Here is a 17,822-nt window from a genome sequence, read left to right as displayed (position 1 = left end):
CCCGCCGGACAGCACGTTCTCGACACCGCCGCTCGAGACCAGCGTGTTGCTGATGATCGTACCCGCAACATTCAGGGTACCGCTCGACACCGTAAGGTCGTGTGCCGTGCCACCAGCCGAGACATTCAAAGTGCCGCTCGAAACCGTCAGGTGATCCAGCGCACCACCCGCAAGGACATTGACCGTGCCGCCGGAGATGCCGGTGCCGGAACCCGTCACGCCGGTAACGAGACCGCCGGAAAGAACATTTTCGACACCGCCGTCATAGACGGCGCCATTGCTGAGCACGACGCCCGCAACATTGAACGTGCCGCCGCTCGAGACGCCGACGTGAACCGCCGAACCGCCGGCCAGAAGGTTCAATGTGCCGAGAACTCCGGTCCCCGAACTCGTCACGCCGGAGATCAATCCGCCGGACAGCACGTTCTCGATACCGCCGGCCGAGATCAGCGTGTTGCTGGTCATCGCGCCGGCAACATTCATGGTGCCGCCGCTCGACACCGTGATGTTGTGCACCGTGGCGCCAGCGGAGACATTCAGCGTGCCGCTCGAAACCGTCAGGTGATCCAGCGCGCCGCCGCCGAATACGTTGACCGTACCTCCGGATACGCCCGTCCCGGAACCCGTCACGCCGGTGACGACGCCACCCGAGGCAACATTCTCAACGCCGCCGGACAAGACGGCCACATTGCTGAGCACGGTGCCCGACACATTCATGGTGCCGCCGCTCGACACGGTGACGTGGTCTGCCGAACCACCGGCCAGAACATTCAGCACGCCGCCGGCGGAAACGCCGGTCCCCGAGCTGATCGCCCCGGTGATCAGACCGCCCGATTGCACGTTCTCGATACCGCCGCTGGTGATGCTGACATTGCTCAGCGTCACGCCCGCCACGTTGAGGATGCCGCCAGCGGACACGCCGACGAAGGCGGCTGAGCCGCCCGCCAGTACGTTGAGCGTACCGCCCGAAACTCCCGTTCCGGACCCGCTCGCACCGGAGATCGACCCGCCCGCCTCGACGTTCTCGACGCCGCCGCTGTAGACCGCGGTGTTGCTCAGCACGTTGCCGAAGACGTTGAACGTGCCGCCACTCGACACACCGACGTGGACGGCCGAACCACCGGCCAGAACGTTCAGCACGCCGCCGGCGGAAACGCCGGTCCCGGAGCTCGTTGCGCCGGAGATCAGGCCACCCGACTGCACGTTCTCGACACCGCCGCTGGTGATGCCGACCATGCTCAGCACCGTACCGAAGACGTTGAAGGTACCGCCCGCCGACACGCCGACATAGGAGGCCGAGCCGCCGGCCAGCACGTTGAGGGTGCCGCCCGAAATTCCCGTTCCGGATCCGATCTGGCCGGAGATGAAGCCGCCGGACAGGATGTTCTCGACACCGCCGCCGAAGACCGCCGTGTTGCTGGTGATCGTGCCCGCCACATTCAAGGTGCCGCCGTTCGACACCGCGACGCCGTGCACGATTCCGCCGGCGGAGACGTTGAGCACGCCCCCGTTGCTCACAGTGGCGTTTTGCTCGGCTCCGAAAACATTCTCGGTGCCACCGCTGAGCACGGTGCCGATGGCCGTTCCGCCGGACAGAACGTTGAGCGTCTGACCGCTGCTGATAACCAGCCCCAAGTCAGTCTGACCACTGCTCACGGTTATGTTGCCGCTACCACCGGCGCTGGTGAAGAGGAAGATGTCGGTGCCGGAGGCATCGCCTGTGCGGCCGAACGGATTGGAAAAGATCTGGCTCGGGTCCAGCTGAAGCGTCAGCGTGCCGTGATCGTTGGTCGCTATCTGCAGAACGTTATTCGCGCCGAGGCCCACGCTGGTAACGTGCGAAGCGCCCTCGCCGGTAAGGTTGATCGTATCCCCAACAACGAAGCCAAAGATTGTGGCTCCGGGCATCGAGAGGCCATCAATCTCCAGCTTGCCGCCATTCCCCGAGAACCCGGTCCCACCGGAGACGCCAGGCCCGGAGAAGTCAAACTCGCCGGCGGAGCCACCAACCTGGAGCCTGGCCGTACCGCCCCAGACACCGACGCTGCCCGCCGATCCGGCAATGTTGGCGATGCCACCAGAAAACACGTCGAAACGAGTTGCCGAGCCGCCCGCCTCGATATTGAGCGTACCGTAATCGCCCGTGAACGTGCCGCCCGACCCTGAGATCAAGCCGCCCGACAACACGTTCTCGACGCCGCCGCTCGAGATCACACTATTGCCGAGAATGACGCCGGCCACATTGGCCGTGCCGCCGGTGTACACGCCCACAAAGGCGCCCGAACCTCCGGCAGAGATGTTGAGGACGCCTCCCGCAGAAACCCCCGTGCCCGAATGCGAGGCGCCACTGATGAAGCCGCCCGAAAGGACGTTCTCGACGCCTCCCGAAATACCGACGGTGCTCAGCGTTTCGCCGGCGACGTTCATGACACCGCCGGTATAGACCGCGATAAAAGACGCGGAACCACCGGCCAGGATGTTCTCCACGCCACCTGAGAAAACGCCGGTGCCCGAACCGATACCGCCGCTGGTGAAGCCGCCTGACGATATGTTCAGCACGCCGCCGCTGCTGACACGGATATGATCCACCACGCCGCCGGACAGCACGTTGACGGTGCCGTTGTCGCTATTGAAAACGCCCGTGCTGCCGCTGCCGGTACCGCTCATCACGCCGCCGGCGCTGATGGTCACGCTGCCGCCGCTTGAAATCGTGGTCGAGTCTACGTAGCCGCCGGAATCGACCAGGAGCTGGCCACCACTACTCAGCGTCGTCGAGACCGCGGAGCCTCCGTTGAGGACCTCAAGCGTATCGCCGCCCGCTTCGATCAAACCTGAGCTGGTAAAACCCGAGCTTACAAAAGTGGTGGTCATGGCAGCGCTCCCCCATGAAAATCGTCAGTGCTTAAAAAAATCGGCTAGAGCTTGAATCCGGGAATAGTCCTGATCACCGATTTGACGTGATCCAAGGTGATCAGCCTTGTGCACTCGAACTGACGCGGCGTCCCCTTGTGACGGGGGCACCAGAAAAAATCCTTGTGGTCGAATCGAACTGCCGGATCGTTCCAGCAGCTGTTGCACGCGTGGTAATTGATGACGCGATATGGCGTAGCAAATTCATTTGTCGGATGCGTGAAGCCCGAGATCATGACGACCGGGGTGCCGACCGCCCAGGCCAGCCACGCAAGCCCACTGGAGAGACCGACGAAGAAGTCCGCGTGCTGGAGCAGATTGGCCCGTTCCTGAATGGGACGGTCACCGGTCCAGTCTTCCGCGCCGTTCGGAATGTGATTCCAGACGAGCTCGTGGCCGTGCGTCGGTTTCTGATCGATGCAGATCACGCGGTAGCCGGCCTGCGTGAGAAAACCGGTCAGCTCCCGCCAGCCGTTGGGGTTATTCCAGTACTTGCATTGCGTGGTGCTCTGCACCGCGATGCAGACGTAAGGCTCGGGGATCGGCCTTTGGTCATCAGCCAGCGAGATGCGTGGCGCGACTTCGGTCGGATCGACGCCGAGGATGTATCCGGCGGTCCGATGCAGTCCGACAAAGCGGAAGTCGCATGGTTGATAGACGAAGTTCTTGTCGTCGAAAAACAATCCGACGCTGTACGTGGCGTAGTAGCGATCGGTTTGAATCTCCTCGTGCGTGACGAAGTTGATGTCGGGGTACGCATCCCGAAACAGCGGAATCAACTTCTCCGCCATTGCACAGGTCAGCCTGCAATCGTGAGCTTCCCTGAACTTCGCCACATAGGGAAACCAGCCGACCGTGTCTCCCAGCGTCCCGATCGGAAGCTGGATCAGAACGTGACGATCCGTCGCGTTGTACTCGTGCGAGAAGATGACATCATCGCCTTGCAAGACTTCGATGCGGAAGCGAATGTAGTAGCGCTTTGAGCTGTTGACGCGACCGCCCGCGAACTGCGTCTCGAAGAGAAGGTTGCCGGTCTCGGCGTCCCAGAGCCGCACGCGCCATGGGCTTTCTCCCGGGGGACAAAACACCCGGGCGCCGTCGTTGAAGTCGAAGCGCAGCCCCTTCGGACCCACTTGGGTCGGCTGTTCGGCTGCAGGAGGATAGGCAGGTTTCGGCGCGTCGGCACCCGACGCGACAGCGTCCGGCTTGCCCGATACAGCGCTCGTCGAACGATCAACGATTATTTTGGGTTGGTCGGTGACATCGTCAATCGAACGCTTCAGCCCGATCGCCGGCGCAACGGCAATGGCATTCACGAAATATCCCCTGCCCTGAAATAATAAACAGCCTCTTAAAAAGTGCAGCGAAGGTAAGCGAGATTGACAACCGCGTCAACGGACGAAAACCTTAGCGGGTACCCCTCGCAGCCGTTCCCACGCGGCAGACACAAAGAAACACACAACGATGAGCCGCAATCCCAGCAAGATCCCGTTTGTGATCGCAGCGTCGACGCATGGCCCGCTGATCGTCAACCGGCTGGACTACCACATCGCGGGCGGCCACACTTTTGGAGTCGGGATTCAGATTCTCGAGCATGGCACGTTCGACGCCACTGAAATCGAGCTGACGAAGGGTCTTCTTGCACTGCGAAGAACCTACCGGGGCGATGGCGTGGTCGCGATCGACTGCGGGGCGAACATCGGCGTTCACACCATCGAATGGTCTAGGCACATGGACGGCTGGGGCTCGGTCGTTGCCATCGAGGCGCAGGAGCGGGTCTACTACGCCCTTGCCGGCAACATCGCCATCAACAACTGCTTCAACGCGAGGGCGATGCACGCGGTCATTTCGTCGGAAGCCGGAAAAACCCGGGTGCCGGCCCTCAGTCATCAGGAGCCCGCCAGTTTCGGCAGCCTGGAGGTGACGCAACGCTCCGCCACGGAACAGATCGGGCAGCAAATCGATTATTCAGAGGCTAGCGGGATTGAGACGACAATGATTACGCTGGACTCGCTGAACCTGGGCCGCTGCGACCTGATCAAGATCGACGTCGAGGGGATGGAGTTGAAGGTGCTGGAGGGCGCCAGCGCCACGATCCGGCAGCATCATCCGATCATCCATGCGGAATTCATCAAGACCGACAAGGCCGCCCTGGTTCGTACGCTGAACGATCATGGATACCGCACCTACGACGCGGGGCAAAACTGCCTTGCGATCCACGAATCAGATCCAAGCCTGAGCCACGTGGAATCCCGGACCACGTCGTGACGGCCTGACCGCCGGGCGTCGTCACCGCTCGCGGAGGGCATCCTGCCGGTAGCGCATGATCGGCGACAACAGATAGCTCATGATGCTGCGGGCACCCGTCCTGATTTCGACGGTGACGGTCATTCCCGGCGAAAGACTGATCTCCTTGTCGTCGACGACCATCTTGGTCCGGTCGATCGAGACGTGCGCGATATACACCGGCCCCTGCCCCTTCGGCTCGCTGCTCTCCTCCGTCCCAGCAGCATTGGGCTCGCGGGCGGAATCCCGTGCCTTGTCGCGGGAGACGGAATCGGGCGAGACGCTGACGATCTTGCCGTGCAGCAGGCCGTAGCGCGTGAAGTTGAAGGTATCGACCTTGATTTCGGCGTCCTGCCCGGGGTGCACGAATCCGATATCGCGATTCGAAACCATCGCCTCGATTTCAATCAGATTGTCGCTCGGCACGACCACCGCAAGCGTCTGGGCGGGCGTGACGACACCGCCGACCGTGTGCACGGCCAATTGCTGCACCACGCCGTCGATCGGCGCCGCAAGCTTCTGAAGATTGGTCTTGTGCTCGGCCTTGGACACCTCGTCCTTGAGACTGCCGGCCTTCTGCGTCGCCTTGGCCAGGTCGTCATACAGGCGATGCCGGTATTCCGAGACAAGCTTGGCGCGCGTCTCGTCGAGCGCGGCCACGGCAGCATTGCCCTCCTGGAGCTTGCTTTTCTGCACCAGGATGTCCTGCTGCATCCCGACGAGCTCCTGAAGCTCCTGCAGATATTGCAGCTTTGAACCGTATTCCCGGTCCGCGAGGTACTTGCGGACGTTGACGCGCTCCTGCAGCACCGGCAGCAAGGCTTCAATCTTGGCGATGCCGGCGTCGATCGTCTTGGTCTCCGCCACCTTCTGCACCCGCTGCCGATCCAGCTCGGACAATTTGGCGCGCTGCTCGGAATCCTGACTGCGCAGATACTCCAGATGCATCTGAATCAAGGCAGGCGGCGTGTCCTCCGGCGCGCCGTCGAGCGCGCTCGTGTTGCCGTCGAGCGCAGAGCGTGTGCGGGCAATGTCCAGCAATGACGCGAGAAGATCGTTTTTCAGGTGCAGAAGCTCGGCCTGATTGCTGGTCGGATCCAGCTCGATCAGAATCTCGCCGGCCTTGACGGTTTGACCGTCGCGGACGTGAATGGCCCGCACCACCCCGATCTCAAGCGGCTGGACCAGCTTCACGCGGTCGCCCGGCACGATCTTTCCGGGAGCAGAGGCAACGATATCGATCTTGCCGAGGCCGGCCCATGCCACGGCGCAACAGAACAGGGCGGCAAGCAAGATGGCCGTCAGCCTGGCGGTCGGAGATGGTGGCGTCTCGACGATTTCGAGGGCCGCCGGCAGGAACGCCAGCTCGTCCCGCGTTTTACGCCCGACCGCAGGCGCTTCACGAGCCGACTTCATGGATCCCCGCCTGCAACCGGTATAGCGACGCGTATCTTCCGCCCGAGCTCAGCAACTCCTCGTGGGAGCCCTGCTCAACCAGCCGGCCGCGATCGATGGTGATGATTCGATCGGTGCGCCGGACGGCGGACAGCCGGTGCGCGATGACAAAGACCGTTCGCCCCTTCACGATCCGGTTCATATTGTCCTGGATGACCCGTTCGCTTTCGTAGTCCAGCGAACTGGTCGCTTCATCGAAGATCAGGATGCGCGGATCGGTGATCAGGGCGCGCGCGATCGCGATGCGCTGGCGCTGTCCTCCCGACAGACTGGAGCCGCGCTCGCCCACGACGGTGTCGTAGCCTTCCGGCAGTTCCAGAATGAATTCGTGAGCCCCCGCAAGCTGGGCCGCGGCGACCACCTTCTCCATCGGAGCGGCCGGGTCGGCGAGCGCGATGTTTTCCCGGACGCTGCGATTGAACAGCACGTTTTCCTGCAGCACGACGCCGACCTGGCGGCGCAGCCACGCCGGATCGACCATCGCAAGGTCGATGCCGTCGACCAGGACCCTGCCCTTCTCCGGAACGTAAAGGCGCTGAACCAGCTTCGTGAAGGTGCTCTTGCCCGACCCCGACGGGCCGACGATGCCGACGACCTGGCCGGCGGGAATGTTGATGTTGATCTCGTGCAGCACTTCGGGTCCATCGACCCGGTATCGGAACGACACGTGCTCAAGCGTGACCTGCCCCTTGATCGGCGGCGGGACTGCGCGGCCGGGGCTGAAGGTCTGCTCGGCCGGCGTATTCAGGATGTCGCCGAGCCGCGCAACCGAGAGCCTCGCCTGGTGGAAGTCCTGCCAGAGCTGCGCCAGCCTCAGGACTGGCGCGCTGACGCGCGACGAGAACATGTTGAAGGCGATCAGCTCGCCGACCGTGAGGCTGCCGTCGATCACCAGCTTGGCCCCGGCGTAAAGGATCACCGCGGTGACGAGCTTGCTGACGAACTGGACCGATTGGCTCGCAACGTTGGCGAGGCTGAGCACACGGAAGCTGGCCGCGACGTATCCGGCAAGCTGCTCCTCCCAGCGCCGCTGCATCTGCGGTTCGAGCGCCATCGCCTTGATGGTCTCGACCCCGGTCACGCTCTCGACGAGGAAGGCCTGGTTCTCGGCCCCGCGCTCGAACTTGGTGTCGAGGCGCTGACGGAACAGCGGCGTCGCGCCGGCCGAGATGCCGACATAGAGCGGGAAGGATCCGAGCACGATCCAGGTCAGGATCGGCGAGTAGACGAACATCACCGCGATGAAGACGACGGTGAAGAACAGGTCAATCACGACCGTCAGGGCGGAGCCGGTCAGGAAGTTGCGGATGTTCTCGAGCTCGCGGACCCGCGCAACCGAATCGCCGACCCGGCGAGCCTGGAAGTAGGCAATGGGCAGCCCGATGAGGTGCCGAAACAAGCGGGCTCCCAATTCGACATCGATCCGGTTCGTCACGTGGGAGAACAGATAGGTCCGCAATATCGCAAGCGCCGTCTCGAACACCGCGATGCCGATCAATCCCACGACGAGCACATCGAGCGTGCTGAGAGTGTGATTGACCAGGACCTTGTCGATCACCACCTGAAAGAACAGCGGTGACACCAGCGCGAACAGCTGCAGGAAGAAGGAGGCGATCAACACCTCCACGAAATGGTATCGATACTTGTGGATCGCGCCCAGAAACCATGACAGGTCGAAGCGGCGTGCAAGATTGACCAGTCCGGCGCGGCGGCTGACCAGGATCATCCGGCCTGACCACACCGCTTCCAGATCGGCCCGCGTGATCAACTCCGGGCGCTCCGACAGCGGCGATTGCACGAGGATCTTGTCGGCGCCGACCTTGGCAAGGATCAAATGGCCACCGTCGCGCAACAACGCGATGGCAGGAAGCGGAGCCTTCTCGAGCCTTAGCCAGTTGGTCGTCACTTCCCGAGCCTTGACGCCGGTCGAGCGCGCGTAGCGCAGCATCTCCGGCGTTCCGACCGGTCCATTGCCGAACTGGTGACGAATCTGGTCGACATCGGCGGGGATGCCGTGAAAACGCAGCAGCATCGCGAGTGCAACGATCCCGCTGTCTGCTGCCGTACCGCTCCGCGTTTCAATCATCTCGCGATTTAATCTGCTCAGTAGCTGAAAATAACTGCCGTCGAACGCGAACCGACACCGTCGGGAGCGCCCCGTCCCTGCTCCTTCGACCTCGTCGCCAGCGCAAACCGACTATTCGCAACGAACCGACAGAGCAGCAGATGAATATGACGCCCAGAGTACTATGTCTCTTTGGCGGGATGCAATTGGCGTTGTGAACGAACGACCGAATTCACGAGCAACATCATGCCGATCCCGGAATCCCTCGTCGGAACCGCCCGCAGCTGAACCACGCTCCGTAGTCTTACGGGCCGCGGCGCTTGAGATGGCCGTCATCGGCGTCGCAGCGACGATCGCATCGGCCGGGTGACGTATAAGAGTGTCGTGCCGAGCTGATATTACAGCCTGCAGAAATGGCGCGAACTCTGTTCCACGCCCAAGTTCAGGCCGATCGCACCCGAGGCGCTGTACATGAACAGCCTCACGCACCACCGCAGCCCGCGCTCGACGTCTGTTGACTACCCGTGACTGATCAGCATGAATAGTACTTATTATTGGTACGCTACCATAGATTGAAAGTCCGACCAAGATGCCTTGGAATTATTCAGTAACATTGAACGATTCTTCGAACGCAGGCGCGTCCGCCGAAGCCTCGCTTGTTTACGATCTCGAGCAGGCCCTCAATGTCTGGCAGCGCTATATCCTGGGCATTGGCACCCTGGTGGTGCAGCTCAACATCCTGCCCACCAGCGTTGGCCGTGCCGATGGCGGGCCGACCACGAGCTACTATGTCGGAACAAATGGCACGCTCCCGTTGTACGAGCCGTCAAGCCAATACGAGCTGACCACCGGGCAGCATGTCTCGGGCGCGACAAGCGACATCACCATCAACATCGATCCCGGCTATTTCCAGTACATCGACATGGCTTATGGCCTGACCTACGCCAGTCAGGTGCCTGGAAACGTGATCAATCCGATCGACGTCTTTCTGCATGAGCTGATGCACGGCTTCGGCATGACGGGCTGGTACGACCAGAGCGGCCAGCTTGCCGGCCAATACGAATCGACGTTCGACAATCTGATTCAGAAGACCGCGATGGGCGCATACTTTATCGGCGCCAATGCCGAGGCCGCCTATGGCGGCCCGGTGCCCCTGACCACAAACAGCACCACCCAGAACTACTATCATTTCGGCAACCAGCAATCCGACTTCTACGCCACCCCGTCGACCGTCAAGGATCCGCTCACGCTGGATTTGATGAACGGGATCGTCTTCTACCCCGATTACCAGTACGCGATCTCCAATTTGGACATCGGCGTTCTGAAGGATCTGGGGTACAGCATCCGGACGACGCCGGTCGTCACCGCCGGCGACCAGTCCGCAGGAAGAAATCAGATCTACGCGGCCTCGTCGCTGTTCTCGGTGAACATGGCCACCGGCGATTCCATCACCGAATATTCCTTCTGGGACACCAACGGCCACGGTTACTGGACGGTGGGAGGCGTCGCCCAGGGCACCAACACCGAGATCGACATCAACGCGTCGCAGCTGGCTCAGGTCAATTATCAGGCCGGACCCGGCTCGGACACATTGTGGGTGAGAGCGTTCGACGGCTATTTGTGGAGCGACTGGAAATCCTTCGTGATCTCGCCGGCCGATCATGCACCCGTGGTCACGGCAGCAAACGTGACCGCCGCGCATATGGAGCTCGCGGCGGCTGCCTCGTCCCTGTTCTCCGCCAGCGACCCGGACAGCGACACGATCACCGAATATGCATTCTGGGACACGCAGGGCAACGGCCATTGGACTATCGGCAGTGTTGCGCAAGTCACCAACGCCGAGATTGACGTCGCGGCCGCCAACCTCTCGCAAGTGAGCTATGTGTTCGGTTCGGCCCCCGACACGCTCTGGGTCCGCGCCTATGATGGATATCTCTGGGGAGCATGGGTCCCGTTCACGGCGACGCCAGGCGTCGACCATCCTCCCGTCGTTTCCGCTTCCGGCTTCACGGCGGCACACGGGCAAACGTCGATCGCGGCTTCGAGCCTGTTCAGCGCCTCCGACCCGGATAGCGATCCGATCACCCAGTACGCACTGTGGGACAGCAACGGCAACGGCGCATGGGTGGTGAACGGTGCCGTTCAAGCCACCAATGCGGAAATCGACATCACTGCGGCGCAGCTTGCCCAGACCAGCTACCAGTTCGGCTCGGCTCCGGACCAGCTTTGGGTGAGGGCTTACGATGGAACGCTGTGGGGCGCATGGGTCCCGTTCACGGTCACGCCTGGTCCCGATCATGCGCCGGTGGCCAGCGCGACCGATTTTGCGGCGACCCATGGCGAGGATATCGCCGCATCCAATCTCTTCAGCGCAACCGACGCCGACAACGACACGATCACCGCCTATCAGGTTTGGGATTCAACGAGCGATCCCTCCAGCGGTCATTGGGTGGTCGGCGGAGTGGCGCAGGCTGCCAACATCGCGATCGATGTTTCACCTGCTCAATTGACGAACACCTCTTTCCAGTCGGGCTCCGGCTCGGATGACCTGTGGGTGCGAGCCAATGACGGCATCACATGGGGTGCCTGGAAAGAGTTTCACGTCAACGCGCCGATCGACCACGCGCCGGTGGTCAGCGCGTCGGACATGACCGCCACGCATGGTCAGGACATCGCCGCGTCCAACCTGTTCGCGGTCAGCGATCCCGACAGCGATACGATCACCAATTATCAGTTCTGGGACTCGACGACCGATCCCGCCAGCGGGCATTTTGTCGTGGCCGGCGCCGCACAGCCGGCGGGCCAGGCCATCGATGTCAGCGCGGCACAGCTGGCCAATACATCATTCCAGAGCGGTTCAGGCTCCGACGACCTCTGGGTGCGAGCCTTCGATGGCATGGTCTGGAGCAACTGGAAGGAATTCCACGTCAACGCGCCGCTCGACAATCTTCCGATCGTGACGGCCGCCGACGCTGCGGCGAGCCACGGCCAGGATATCGCGGCTTCCGCGCTGTTCTCCGCCACCGACGCGGATGGAGACACCATCGCGAATTTTCAGGTGTGGGATTCGACGTCGGATCCGAGCAGCGGGCACTGGGTGGTCGGCGGAGTGGCTCAGGGCACCAACGTCGCGATCGATGCCACTGCTGCCCAGCTCTCGAGCACGAGCTTTCAGAGCGGCTCCGGTTCGGACGATCTGTGGGCGCGGGCTTACGACGGCATTGCCTGGGGGCCGTGGAAGGAATTTCACGTCACCGCACCGATCGACCAGGCTCCGATCGTCTCCGCGGCCGACTTCCACGCCACGGCCAACCAGAGCGTGGCCGCATCGAACCTGTTTTCGGTGACCGATCCCGACGGCGACAGCATCACCCAATATCAATTCTGGGATTCGACCACGTCAGCCAACAGCGGTCACTGGAGCATCGGCGGCAACGCGCAGCCCACCAACACCGCCATCAATGTCAGCGCGGCCCAGCTTGCCAGCACCACCTTCCAGGGCGGAACCGTCACCGACGACCTCTGGGTTCGCGCCAAAGACGGCATGATGTGGAGCGCCTGGCAGGAATTTCACTTCATCGTCTAGCGCGCGGACCGGTTTGCCGGGAGGCAGTGATCGGTCCTCCGGTACCGACGATCGAGGCGAACCTTCTCCCAAAACAAAAATGGCCCGCGAGATGCGGGCCATTTCATCGGAACCGGTAGGTCCGAACTTGGTTGCGGGGATAGGATTTGAACCTATGACCTTCAGGTTATGAGCCTGACGAGCTACCGGGCTGCTCCACCCCGCGTTAAACCGTTGCGTGCCTTTCAGGAAGGGTGCCCGAACCTGCCGGCCAACGCTTGTAACGGCGCCGATCGATCCGTCCGGAGAGCTTCCTGAGAAGGCGACCCGGGCCGAAGCCGTCGGGTGCGGGGCGTATGTATCAACGTGAGGTCGGTTTGGAAAGCCCCGGATGCGGGTTTTTGAGGATTTTGTGACGTCCAAATCACCGGTTTTCCTGACAGAATTACCGCCGGGAACCGGGCCTTGCCAGATCGCACGCAAAAGCGGAGCTTGGCGCCAATAAAATCCGTCAAGGAATCGTCATCCGAGGGGAAACGCCAATGGACCGGCCATTGAAGAGCCCGGGGCTGTACGCGCTTGAGGAGGTCTTTCACCGCCAATTCGAGCTGTCGCGCAGCGAGCCGGCGCCGACCTTGCAGGCGCGGCTGGACCGACTGCGGCGCCTGCGCGCCGCGCTGACCGAGAACGAGGCGCGATTCGAGGCGGCGATCTCGGCCGATTTCGGCCACCGCTCCACCGTCGAGACCGCGATCGCCGAGACCATGCTGGTGCTTGGCGAGATCAGGCGTGCCGCCAAGCACCTCAAGGGCTGGATGGCGCCCGAGAGGATCCCGACCACGGTACAGTTCGCGCCGGCCAAGAACCGGCTGATCCCGCAACCGCTCGGCGTGGTCGGGATCATCGCACCGTGGAATTATCCGCTGCAGCTGACGCTGGCGCCCGCGGTCGCGGCGATCGCGGCCGGCAACCGCGCCATCATCAAGCCGAGCGAGCTGGTGCCGCGATTCTCCGAATTGCTGATGGAGACGATCGCCAAGAAATTCGACACCGCCGAGCTCGCGGTCACCGATATCGACGACGACATCGCGAAGGCCTTTGCGGCGCTGCCGTTCGATCATCTGATCTTCACCGGCTCGACCCGAATCGGCCGGCTGGTCGCCGAGGCGGCCGGCCGCAACCTCACGCCGGTGACGCTCGAGCTCGGCGGCAAATCGCCCGCGATCGTCGACGGTTCCGCCGACATCGACGAGGCCGCGCAACGCATCGCCTATGGCAAGCTGCTCAATGCCGGCCAGACCTGCATCGCGCCCGACTACGTGCTGGCGCCGCAAGCCTCGGTGCAGCCGTTCGCGATCCGGTTGCAGGGCCACATGCAGCACATGTTCGGCACCGACCCCAGAAATCCCGACTACACCTCGATCGTCTCGGACCGGCACTACGCCCGGCTCGAGGCCCTCGTCGCCGACGCCGCCGCGAAGGGCGCGACCATCATGCAGCCGGCAGCGCCGAACGATCCGGAGTGGAAGCAGCGGCGCAAATTCCCGCCGACCGTCATCGTCGATGCGACGCCTGAGATGACCGTGATGCAGGAGGAAATCTTCGGGCCGCTGCTGCCGGTCATCGCCACCCGTGACTCAACGGAGGCGATCGCCTTCATCAACAAGCGCGACCGCCCGCTGGCGCTGTACTGGTTCGGCACCGATCACGCCGCCCGCGACGCGGTGCTGGCGCGCACGGTGTCCGGCGGCGTCACCGTCAATGACTGCCTGTTCCATTTCGCGCAGGCCTATCAGCCGATGGGCGGCGTCGGCGCGTCCGGCACCGGCGCCTATCACGGCGAATGGGGATTCAGGACGCTCACGAAGCTGAAGCCGGTATTCTACCGCTCGCGGTTCAACAGGCTCGCCGACCTCTATCCGCCCTATGGCGCGAAGATCGCGCGGCTGGAGAAGCTGATGCGGATGTTGTCTTAGCGGCGTCATTCCGGGGCGATGCGAAGCATCGAGCCCGGAATCCATTTATCCGCATCGATGCGGCGCAATGGATTCCGGCTTCGCGCTGCGCGCGCCCTCAGGTGCGCAATTGCGCACCGGGGAATGACAACAAATAACTTGCATGGGGGAAACAAAAATGACTGACACATTCGATTTCGTGGTGGTGGGTGCCGGCTCCGGCGGCTGCGCGGTGGCGGGGCGGTTGTCGGAGGATCCGGCGACCTCGGTGGCGGTGCTCGATGCCGGCGGCAAGAACGACAATTGGGTGGTGACCACGCCCGGCGCCATCATTCTGATGCTCTCGGGCAAGATCAACAACTGGGCGTTCGACACGGTGCCGCAGAAGGGTTTGAACGGCCGCATCGGCTATCAGCCGCGCGGCAAGGGCCTCGGCGGCTCCTCGGCCATCAATGCCATGGTCTATATCCGCGGCCATCGCGCCGACTACGACCACTGGGCTTCGCTCGGCAATACCGGCTGGAGCTATGCCGACGTGCTGCCCTACTTCAAGCGTTCGGAGAACAACACCGAGCTCGACGGCGAATATCACGGCAAGGGCGGGCCGCTCAACGTCACGGGCCTGCAGTCGGACAATCCGGTCAAGGAGATGTTCCTGCAAGGCGCGCGCGAGGGTCAGTTCCGGATCCGCGACGATTTCAACGGCGCCGAGCAGGAAGGCCTCGGCATCTACCAGGTGACGCAGCGGAACGGAGAGCGCTGGAGCGCGGCGCGCGGCTACATCCATCCCCACATGGGCCGCCGGCCCAATCTGCGCATCGAGACGCAGGCGCACGCGACCCGCATCCTCTTCGAGGGCAAGCGTGCCGTCGGCGTCGAGTACATGCAGGGCAAGGAGAAGAAGGTGCTGCGCGCGCGGCGCGAGGTCATCCTCGCTGCCGGCGCGTTCCAGTCGCCGCAATTGATGATGCTGTCGGGCGTCGGCGACGCCGCAGCGCTCGGCAAGCACGGGATCGCCAGCGTGCATCAGCTGCCGGGTGTCGGACAGAACCTGCAGGATCATCCGGACTTCGTGTTCGGCTTCGCCTCCGACGCACCTTATTTCTCGGGACTGTCGTGGAGCGGGATCGGGCGGATCATCAAGGGCATCGGGCAATACCGGCGCGAGCGGCGCGGCCCGATGACCTCGAACGTCGCCGAATGCGGCGGCTTCCTGAAGACGCGGCCCGACCTCGACGTCCCCGACATTCAGCTGCATTTCTGCATGGCCATGGTGGAAGACCACGGCCGCAAGCCGCGCTGGGGCACCGGCTTCTCCTGCCATGTCTGCCTGCTGCGGCCGGCGAGCCGTGGCAGCGTGTGGCTGAACAGCGCCGATCCCATGGCAGCTCCCGCGATCGATCCGAATTTCTTTGGCGAGGAAAGCGACGTCGAGACCATGGTCGCCGGCTTCAAGATGACGAAGCGGCTGCTCGACACGCCGGCGCTGCGCGCGCTGCAGCAGAAGGACATGTTCACCGCAGATGTCCGCACCGACGACGATATCCGCAGCATCCTGCGGGCGCGCTCCGACACCGTCTATCACCCTGTCGGCACCTGCAAGATGGGCACCAATGATCCGCTCGCGGTGGTCGATCCGACGCTGCGCGTGCACGGGCTCGACGGCCTGCGCGTGGTCGACGCCTCGATCATGCCGACGCTGATCGGCGGCAACACCAATGCGCCGACCATCATGATCGGCGAGAAGGCCGCCGACATGATCCGGGCGGAGATGCGCGCGGGGTGAACTTCTTTGTCATTCCCCGGTGCGCAATTGCGCACCTGAGGGCGCGCGTGAGCGCGTGCCCGGAATCCATTTATCCATTGAACCCGCGGCTCGATGGATTCCGGGCTCGCGACTTCATCGCGCCCGAAATGACGGCGAGCGCCGGTGACGAGGATGATTTCTTTACCGGCATCGAATAGGCCGGACATCGACAGGTTGCCGGAAGTAGGCGCTTGATCGCTACAATTGTCCTGGATGCAAGCCGGTTTCATCAACCTGGGGACCGTAGGAGATCGGGCAGGAAATTCTTACCCATGAACCTCTTCGATGCCGCCGTGATCCTCGGCTTGCTGTTTGCGGTCGTGACCGGCTTCACGACCGGCCTGCTGCGCAGCGCGGTCACCATCCTGGCCTATCTCGTCGCGATGCCGCTCGCGGTCGCGGCGCTGGCGATGATCGGGCCCCACATCGCGACGTTGCCGTCGTCGCCGTTTCCGCCCAACGGGGTGCTGCTGTTCGGACTGTTCCTCGTGATCGGCGTCATTCTCGGAAAGATGGCGCGGACGATGCTCGACGACACCATCGGCGCCGAGATCGGGATCGGAGACCGCCTCGGCGGCGCGCTGCTCGGCGCGGTCAGGGTCGGTCTCGTCGTGACCACGCTGGTGCTGGTGTTCGATCAGCTGGTGCCGCTGGCGAGGCAGCCGCAGTTCCTCAACGGATCGCAGTTGCGGCCGCTGTTCTCCGCGGCCGGGCAGGCCGGATTCCGCTCGCTGCCACCGGAAGCCACCATGGCGATCGAGCGGCTGCGCCGGGAGCAGCGCATCTAGTTGATCGAGACGACCCGTTGTTCCTGCCCGGCATGCACTTATGCATTGCACCTCTCTTACCGACGCCGCCGGGCTTGGCTAGAATGCCGCTATCAAACCTTTAAAAACCACCTGACATCACAGGGAGTAAAACTCGTGGATCTTGGAATCAAAGGCCGCCGCGCCATCGTCTGCGCATCGAGCAAGGGACTGGGCCGCGCCTGCGCGATCGCCCTCGCCAATGAAGGGGTGCATGTCACGTTGACGGCACGCGGCGCCGAGGCGCTGAAGCAGACCGCCGAAGAGATCCGCAAAAGCCACCCCGGCGTCACCGTGACCGAGATCGTCGGCGACATCACGACGGCGGCGGGACGCGAAGCGGTGCTGAAAGCCTGCCCCGAGCCGGACATCCTGATCAACAATGCCGGCGGTCCGCCACCCGGCGATTTCCGCAACTGGACCCGCGACGACTGGATCAAGGCGATCGACGCCAACATGCTGACGCCGATCGAGCTGATCAAGGCGACCGTCGACGGCATGATGGCGCGCAAGTTCGGTCGTATCGTCAACATCACCTCGCGGCGGTGAAAGCCCCGATCGAGATCCTCGGCCTGTCCAACGGCGCGCGCGCCGGCCTCACCGGCTTCGTCGCCGGCTTGTCGCGCAAGACCGTGATCAACAACGTCACCATCAATGGCCTGCTGCCGGGCCCGTTCGACACCGACCGGCTGCGCGGCACCGCCAAGCCCGAGGCCGAGAAGCGCGGCATCTCGGCCGATCAAGTCCTGACCGAGCGCGCCAAGTTGAACCCCGCCGGCCGTTTCGGCCGTCCCGACGAATTCGGCTATGCCTGCGCTTTCCTGTGCGGCGACAAGGCCGGCTTCATCACCGGGCAGAACATCCTGCTCGATGGCGGCGCCTTCCCGGGCACGCTCTAGTGCCGCCGATTTGAAGCTCCTGCACCGTATGCCGCGAGGCCAATTGGGAGCTTCAAATCGATCGAGCGGCACTA

10 protein-coding genes, 1 tRNA gene and 1 pseudogene are annotated in these 17,822 nt (G+C 63.2%); 7 read left to right on the top strand and 5 right to left on the bottom strand.

The features are described 5' to 3' along the window. Together ALC15_RS24745 and ALC15_RS24740 are read right to left on the bottom strand one after the other, a co-directional pair. A partial coding sequence (locus ALC15_RS24745) for a beta strand repeat-containing protein (RefSeq protein ID WP_200914691.1) occupies positions 1-2,871 on the bottom strand: 2,871 nt, incomplete at its 3' end. A 44-nt stretch (positions 2,872-2,915) separates the two neighbouring features. Then, positions 2,916-4,226, bottom strand: coding sequence for an autotransporter strand-loop-strand O-heptosyltransferase (locus ALC15_RS24740; RefSeq protein ID WP_244486245.1), 1,311 nt, complete (start codon positions 4,224-4,226; stop codon positions 2,916-2,918). A 148-nt stretch (positions 4,227-4,374) separates the two neighbouring features. On the opposite strand from ALC15_RS24740, the gene ALC15_RS24735 reads away from it, so the two are divergent. Beyond that, on the top strand, positions 4,375-5,178 hold the full coding sequence (locus ALC15_RS24735; RefSeq protein ID WP_050629506.1) for an FkbM family methyltransferase: 804 nt from the start codon (positions 4,375-4,377) through the stop codon (positions 5,176-5,178). 21 nt (positions 5,179-5,199) lie between these two features. Here the strand turns inward: ALC15_RS24735 and ALC15_RS24730 are convergent, their stop codons facing one another. Together ALC15_RS24730 and ALC15_RS24725 are read right to left on the bottom strand one after the other, a co-directional pair. Further along, positions 5,200-6,612 carry an HlyD family type I secretion periplasmic adaptor subunit gene (locus ALC15_RS24730; RefSeq protein WP_050629505.1) on the bottom strand — a complete coding sequence of 471 codons (1,413 nt, stop codon included), beginning with the start codon at positions 6,610-6,612 and terminating at the stop codon, positions 5,200-5,202. Next, a complete protein-coding gene (locus ALC15_RS24725; protein WP_050629504.1) occupies positions 6,596-8,737 on the bottom strand; it encodes a type I secretion system permease/ATPase in 2,142 nt (713 codons plus the stop codon). The genes ALC15_RS24730 and ALC15_RS24725 overlap by 17 nt, the downstream gene beginning before the upstream one ends. Before the next feature lie 592 nt (positions 8,738-9,329). Here ALC15_RS24725 and ALC15_RS46470 point away from each other — a divergent pair. After that, positions 9,330-12,302 (top strand): hypothetical protein, encoded by a 2,973-nt coding sequence (locus tag ALC15_RS46470; RefSeq protein ID WP_244486244.1) that lies wholly within the window; start codon positions 9,330-9,332, stop codon positions 12,300-12,302. A 128-nt stretch (positions 12,303-12,430) separates the two neighbouring features. On the opposite strand, the gene ALC15_RS24715 is transcribed toward ALC15_RS46470, so the two are convergent. Next, positions 12,431-12,507, bottom strand: a tRNA-Met gene (locus ALC15_RS24715). A 316-nt stretch (positions 12,508-12,823) separates the two neighbouring features. Between ALC15_RS24715 and ALC15_RS24710 the strand changes: the two genes are divergently transcribed. The 5 genes and pseudogenes from ALC15_RS24710 to ALC15_RS24690 all read left to right on the top strand — a co-directional run bounded on the left by ALC15_RS24710 (position 12,824) and on the right by ALC15_RS24690 (position 17,748). Further along, positions 12,824-14,257 (top strand): coniferyl aldehyde dehydrogenase, encoded by a 1,434-nt coding sequence (locus tag ALC15_RS24710; RefSeq protein ID WP_050629503.1) that lies wholly within the window; start codon positions 12,824-12,826, stop codon positions 14,255-14,257. Positions 14,258-14,414: 157 nt separating this feature from the next. Beyond that, the gene (locus ALC15_RS24705; RefSeq protein ID WP_050629502.1) at positions 14,415-16,022 is read left to right on the top strand and encodes a GMC family oxidoreductase; all 1,608 of its coding nucleotides are present in this window, start codon (positions 14,415-14,417) and stop codon (positions 16,020-16,022) included. Beyond that, entirely contained in the window at positions 16,019-16,201 is a 183-nt protein-coding gene (locus ALC15_RS24700; protein WP_050629501.1) for a hypothetical protein, read from the top strand. The genes ALC15_RS24705 and ALC15_RS24700 overlap by 4 nt, the downstream gene beginning before the upstream one ends. Positions 16,202-16,315: 114 nt before the next feature. Next, on the top strand, positions 16,316-16,831 hold the full coding sequence (locus ALC15_RS24695) for a CvpA family protein (RefSeq protein WP_050629500.1): 516 nt from the start codon (positions 16,316-16,318) through the stop codon (positions 16,829-16,831). Between the two features lie 135 nt (positions 16,832-16,966). Next, positions 16,967-17,748: pseudogene (locus ALC15_RS24690) on the top strand (SDR family oxidoreductase). Positions 17,749-17,822: the final 74 nt, after the last annotated feature.

It is taken from the genome of Bradyrhizobium viridifuturi (genome assembly GCF_001238275.1).
Classification (GTDB): Bacteria; Pseudomonadota; Alphaproteobacteria; order Rhizobiales; family Xanthobacteraceae; genus Bradyrhizobium; species Bradyrhizobium viridifuturi.
This window is presented reverse-complemented; position numbering and strand designations above follow the sequence as displayed.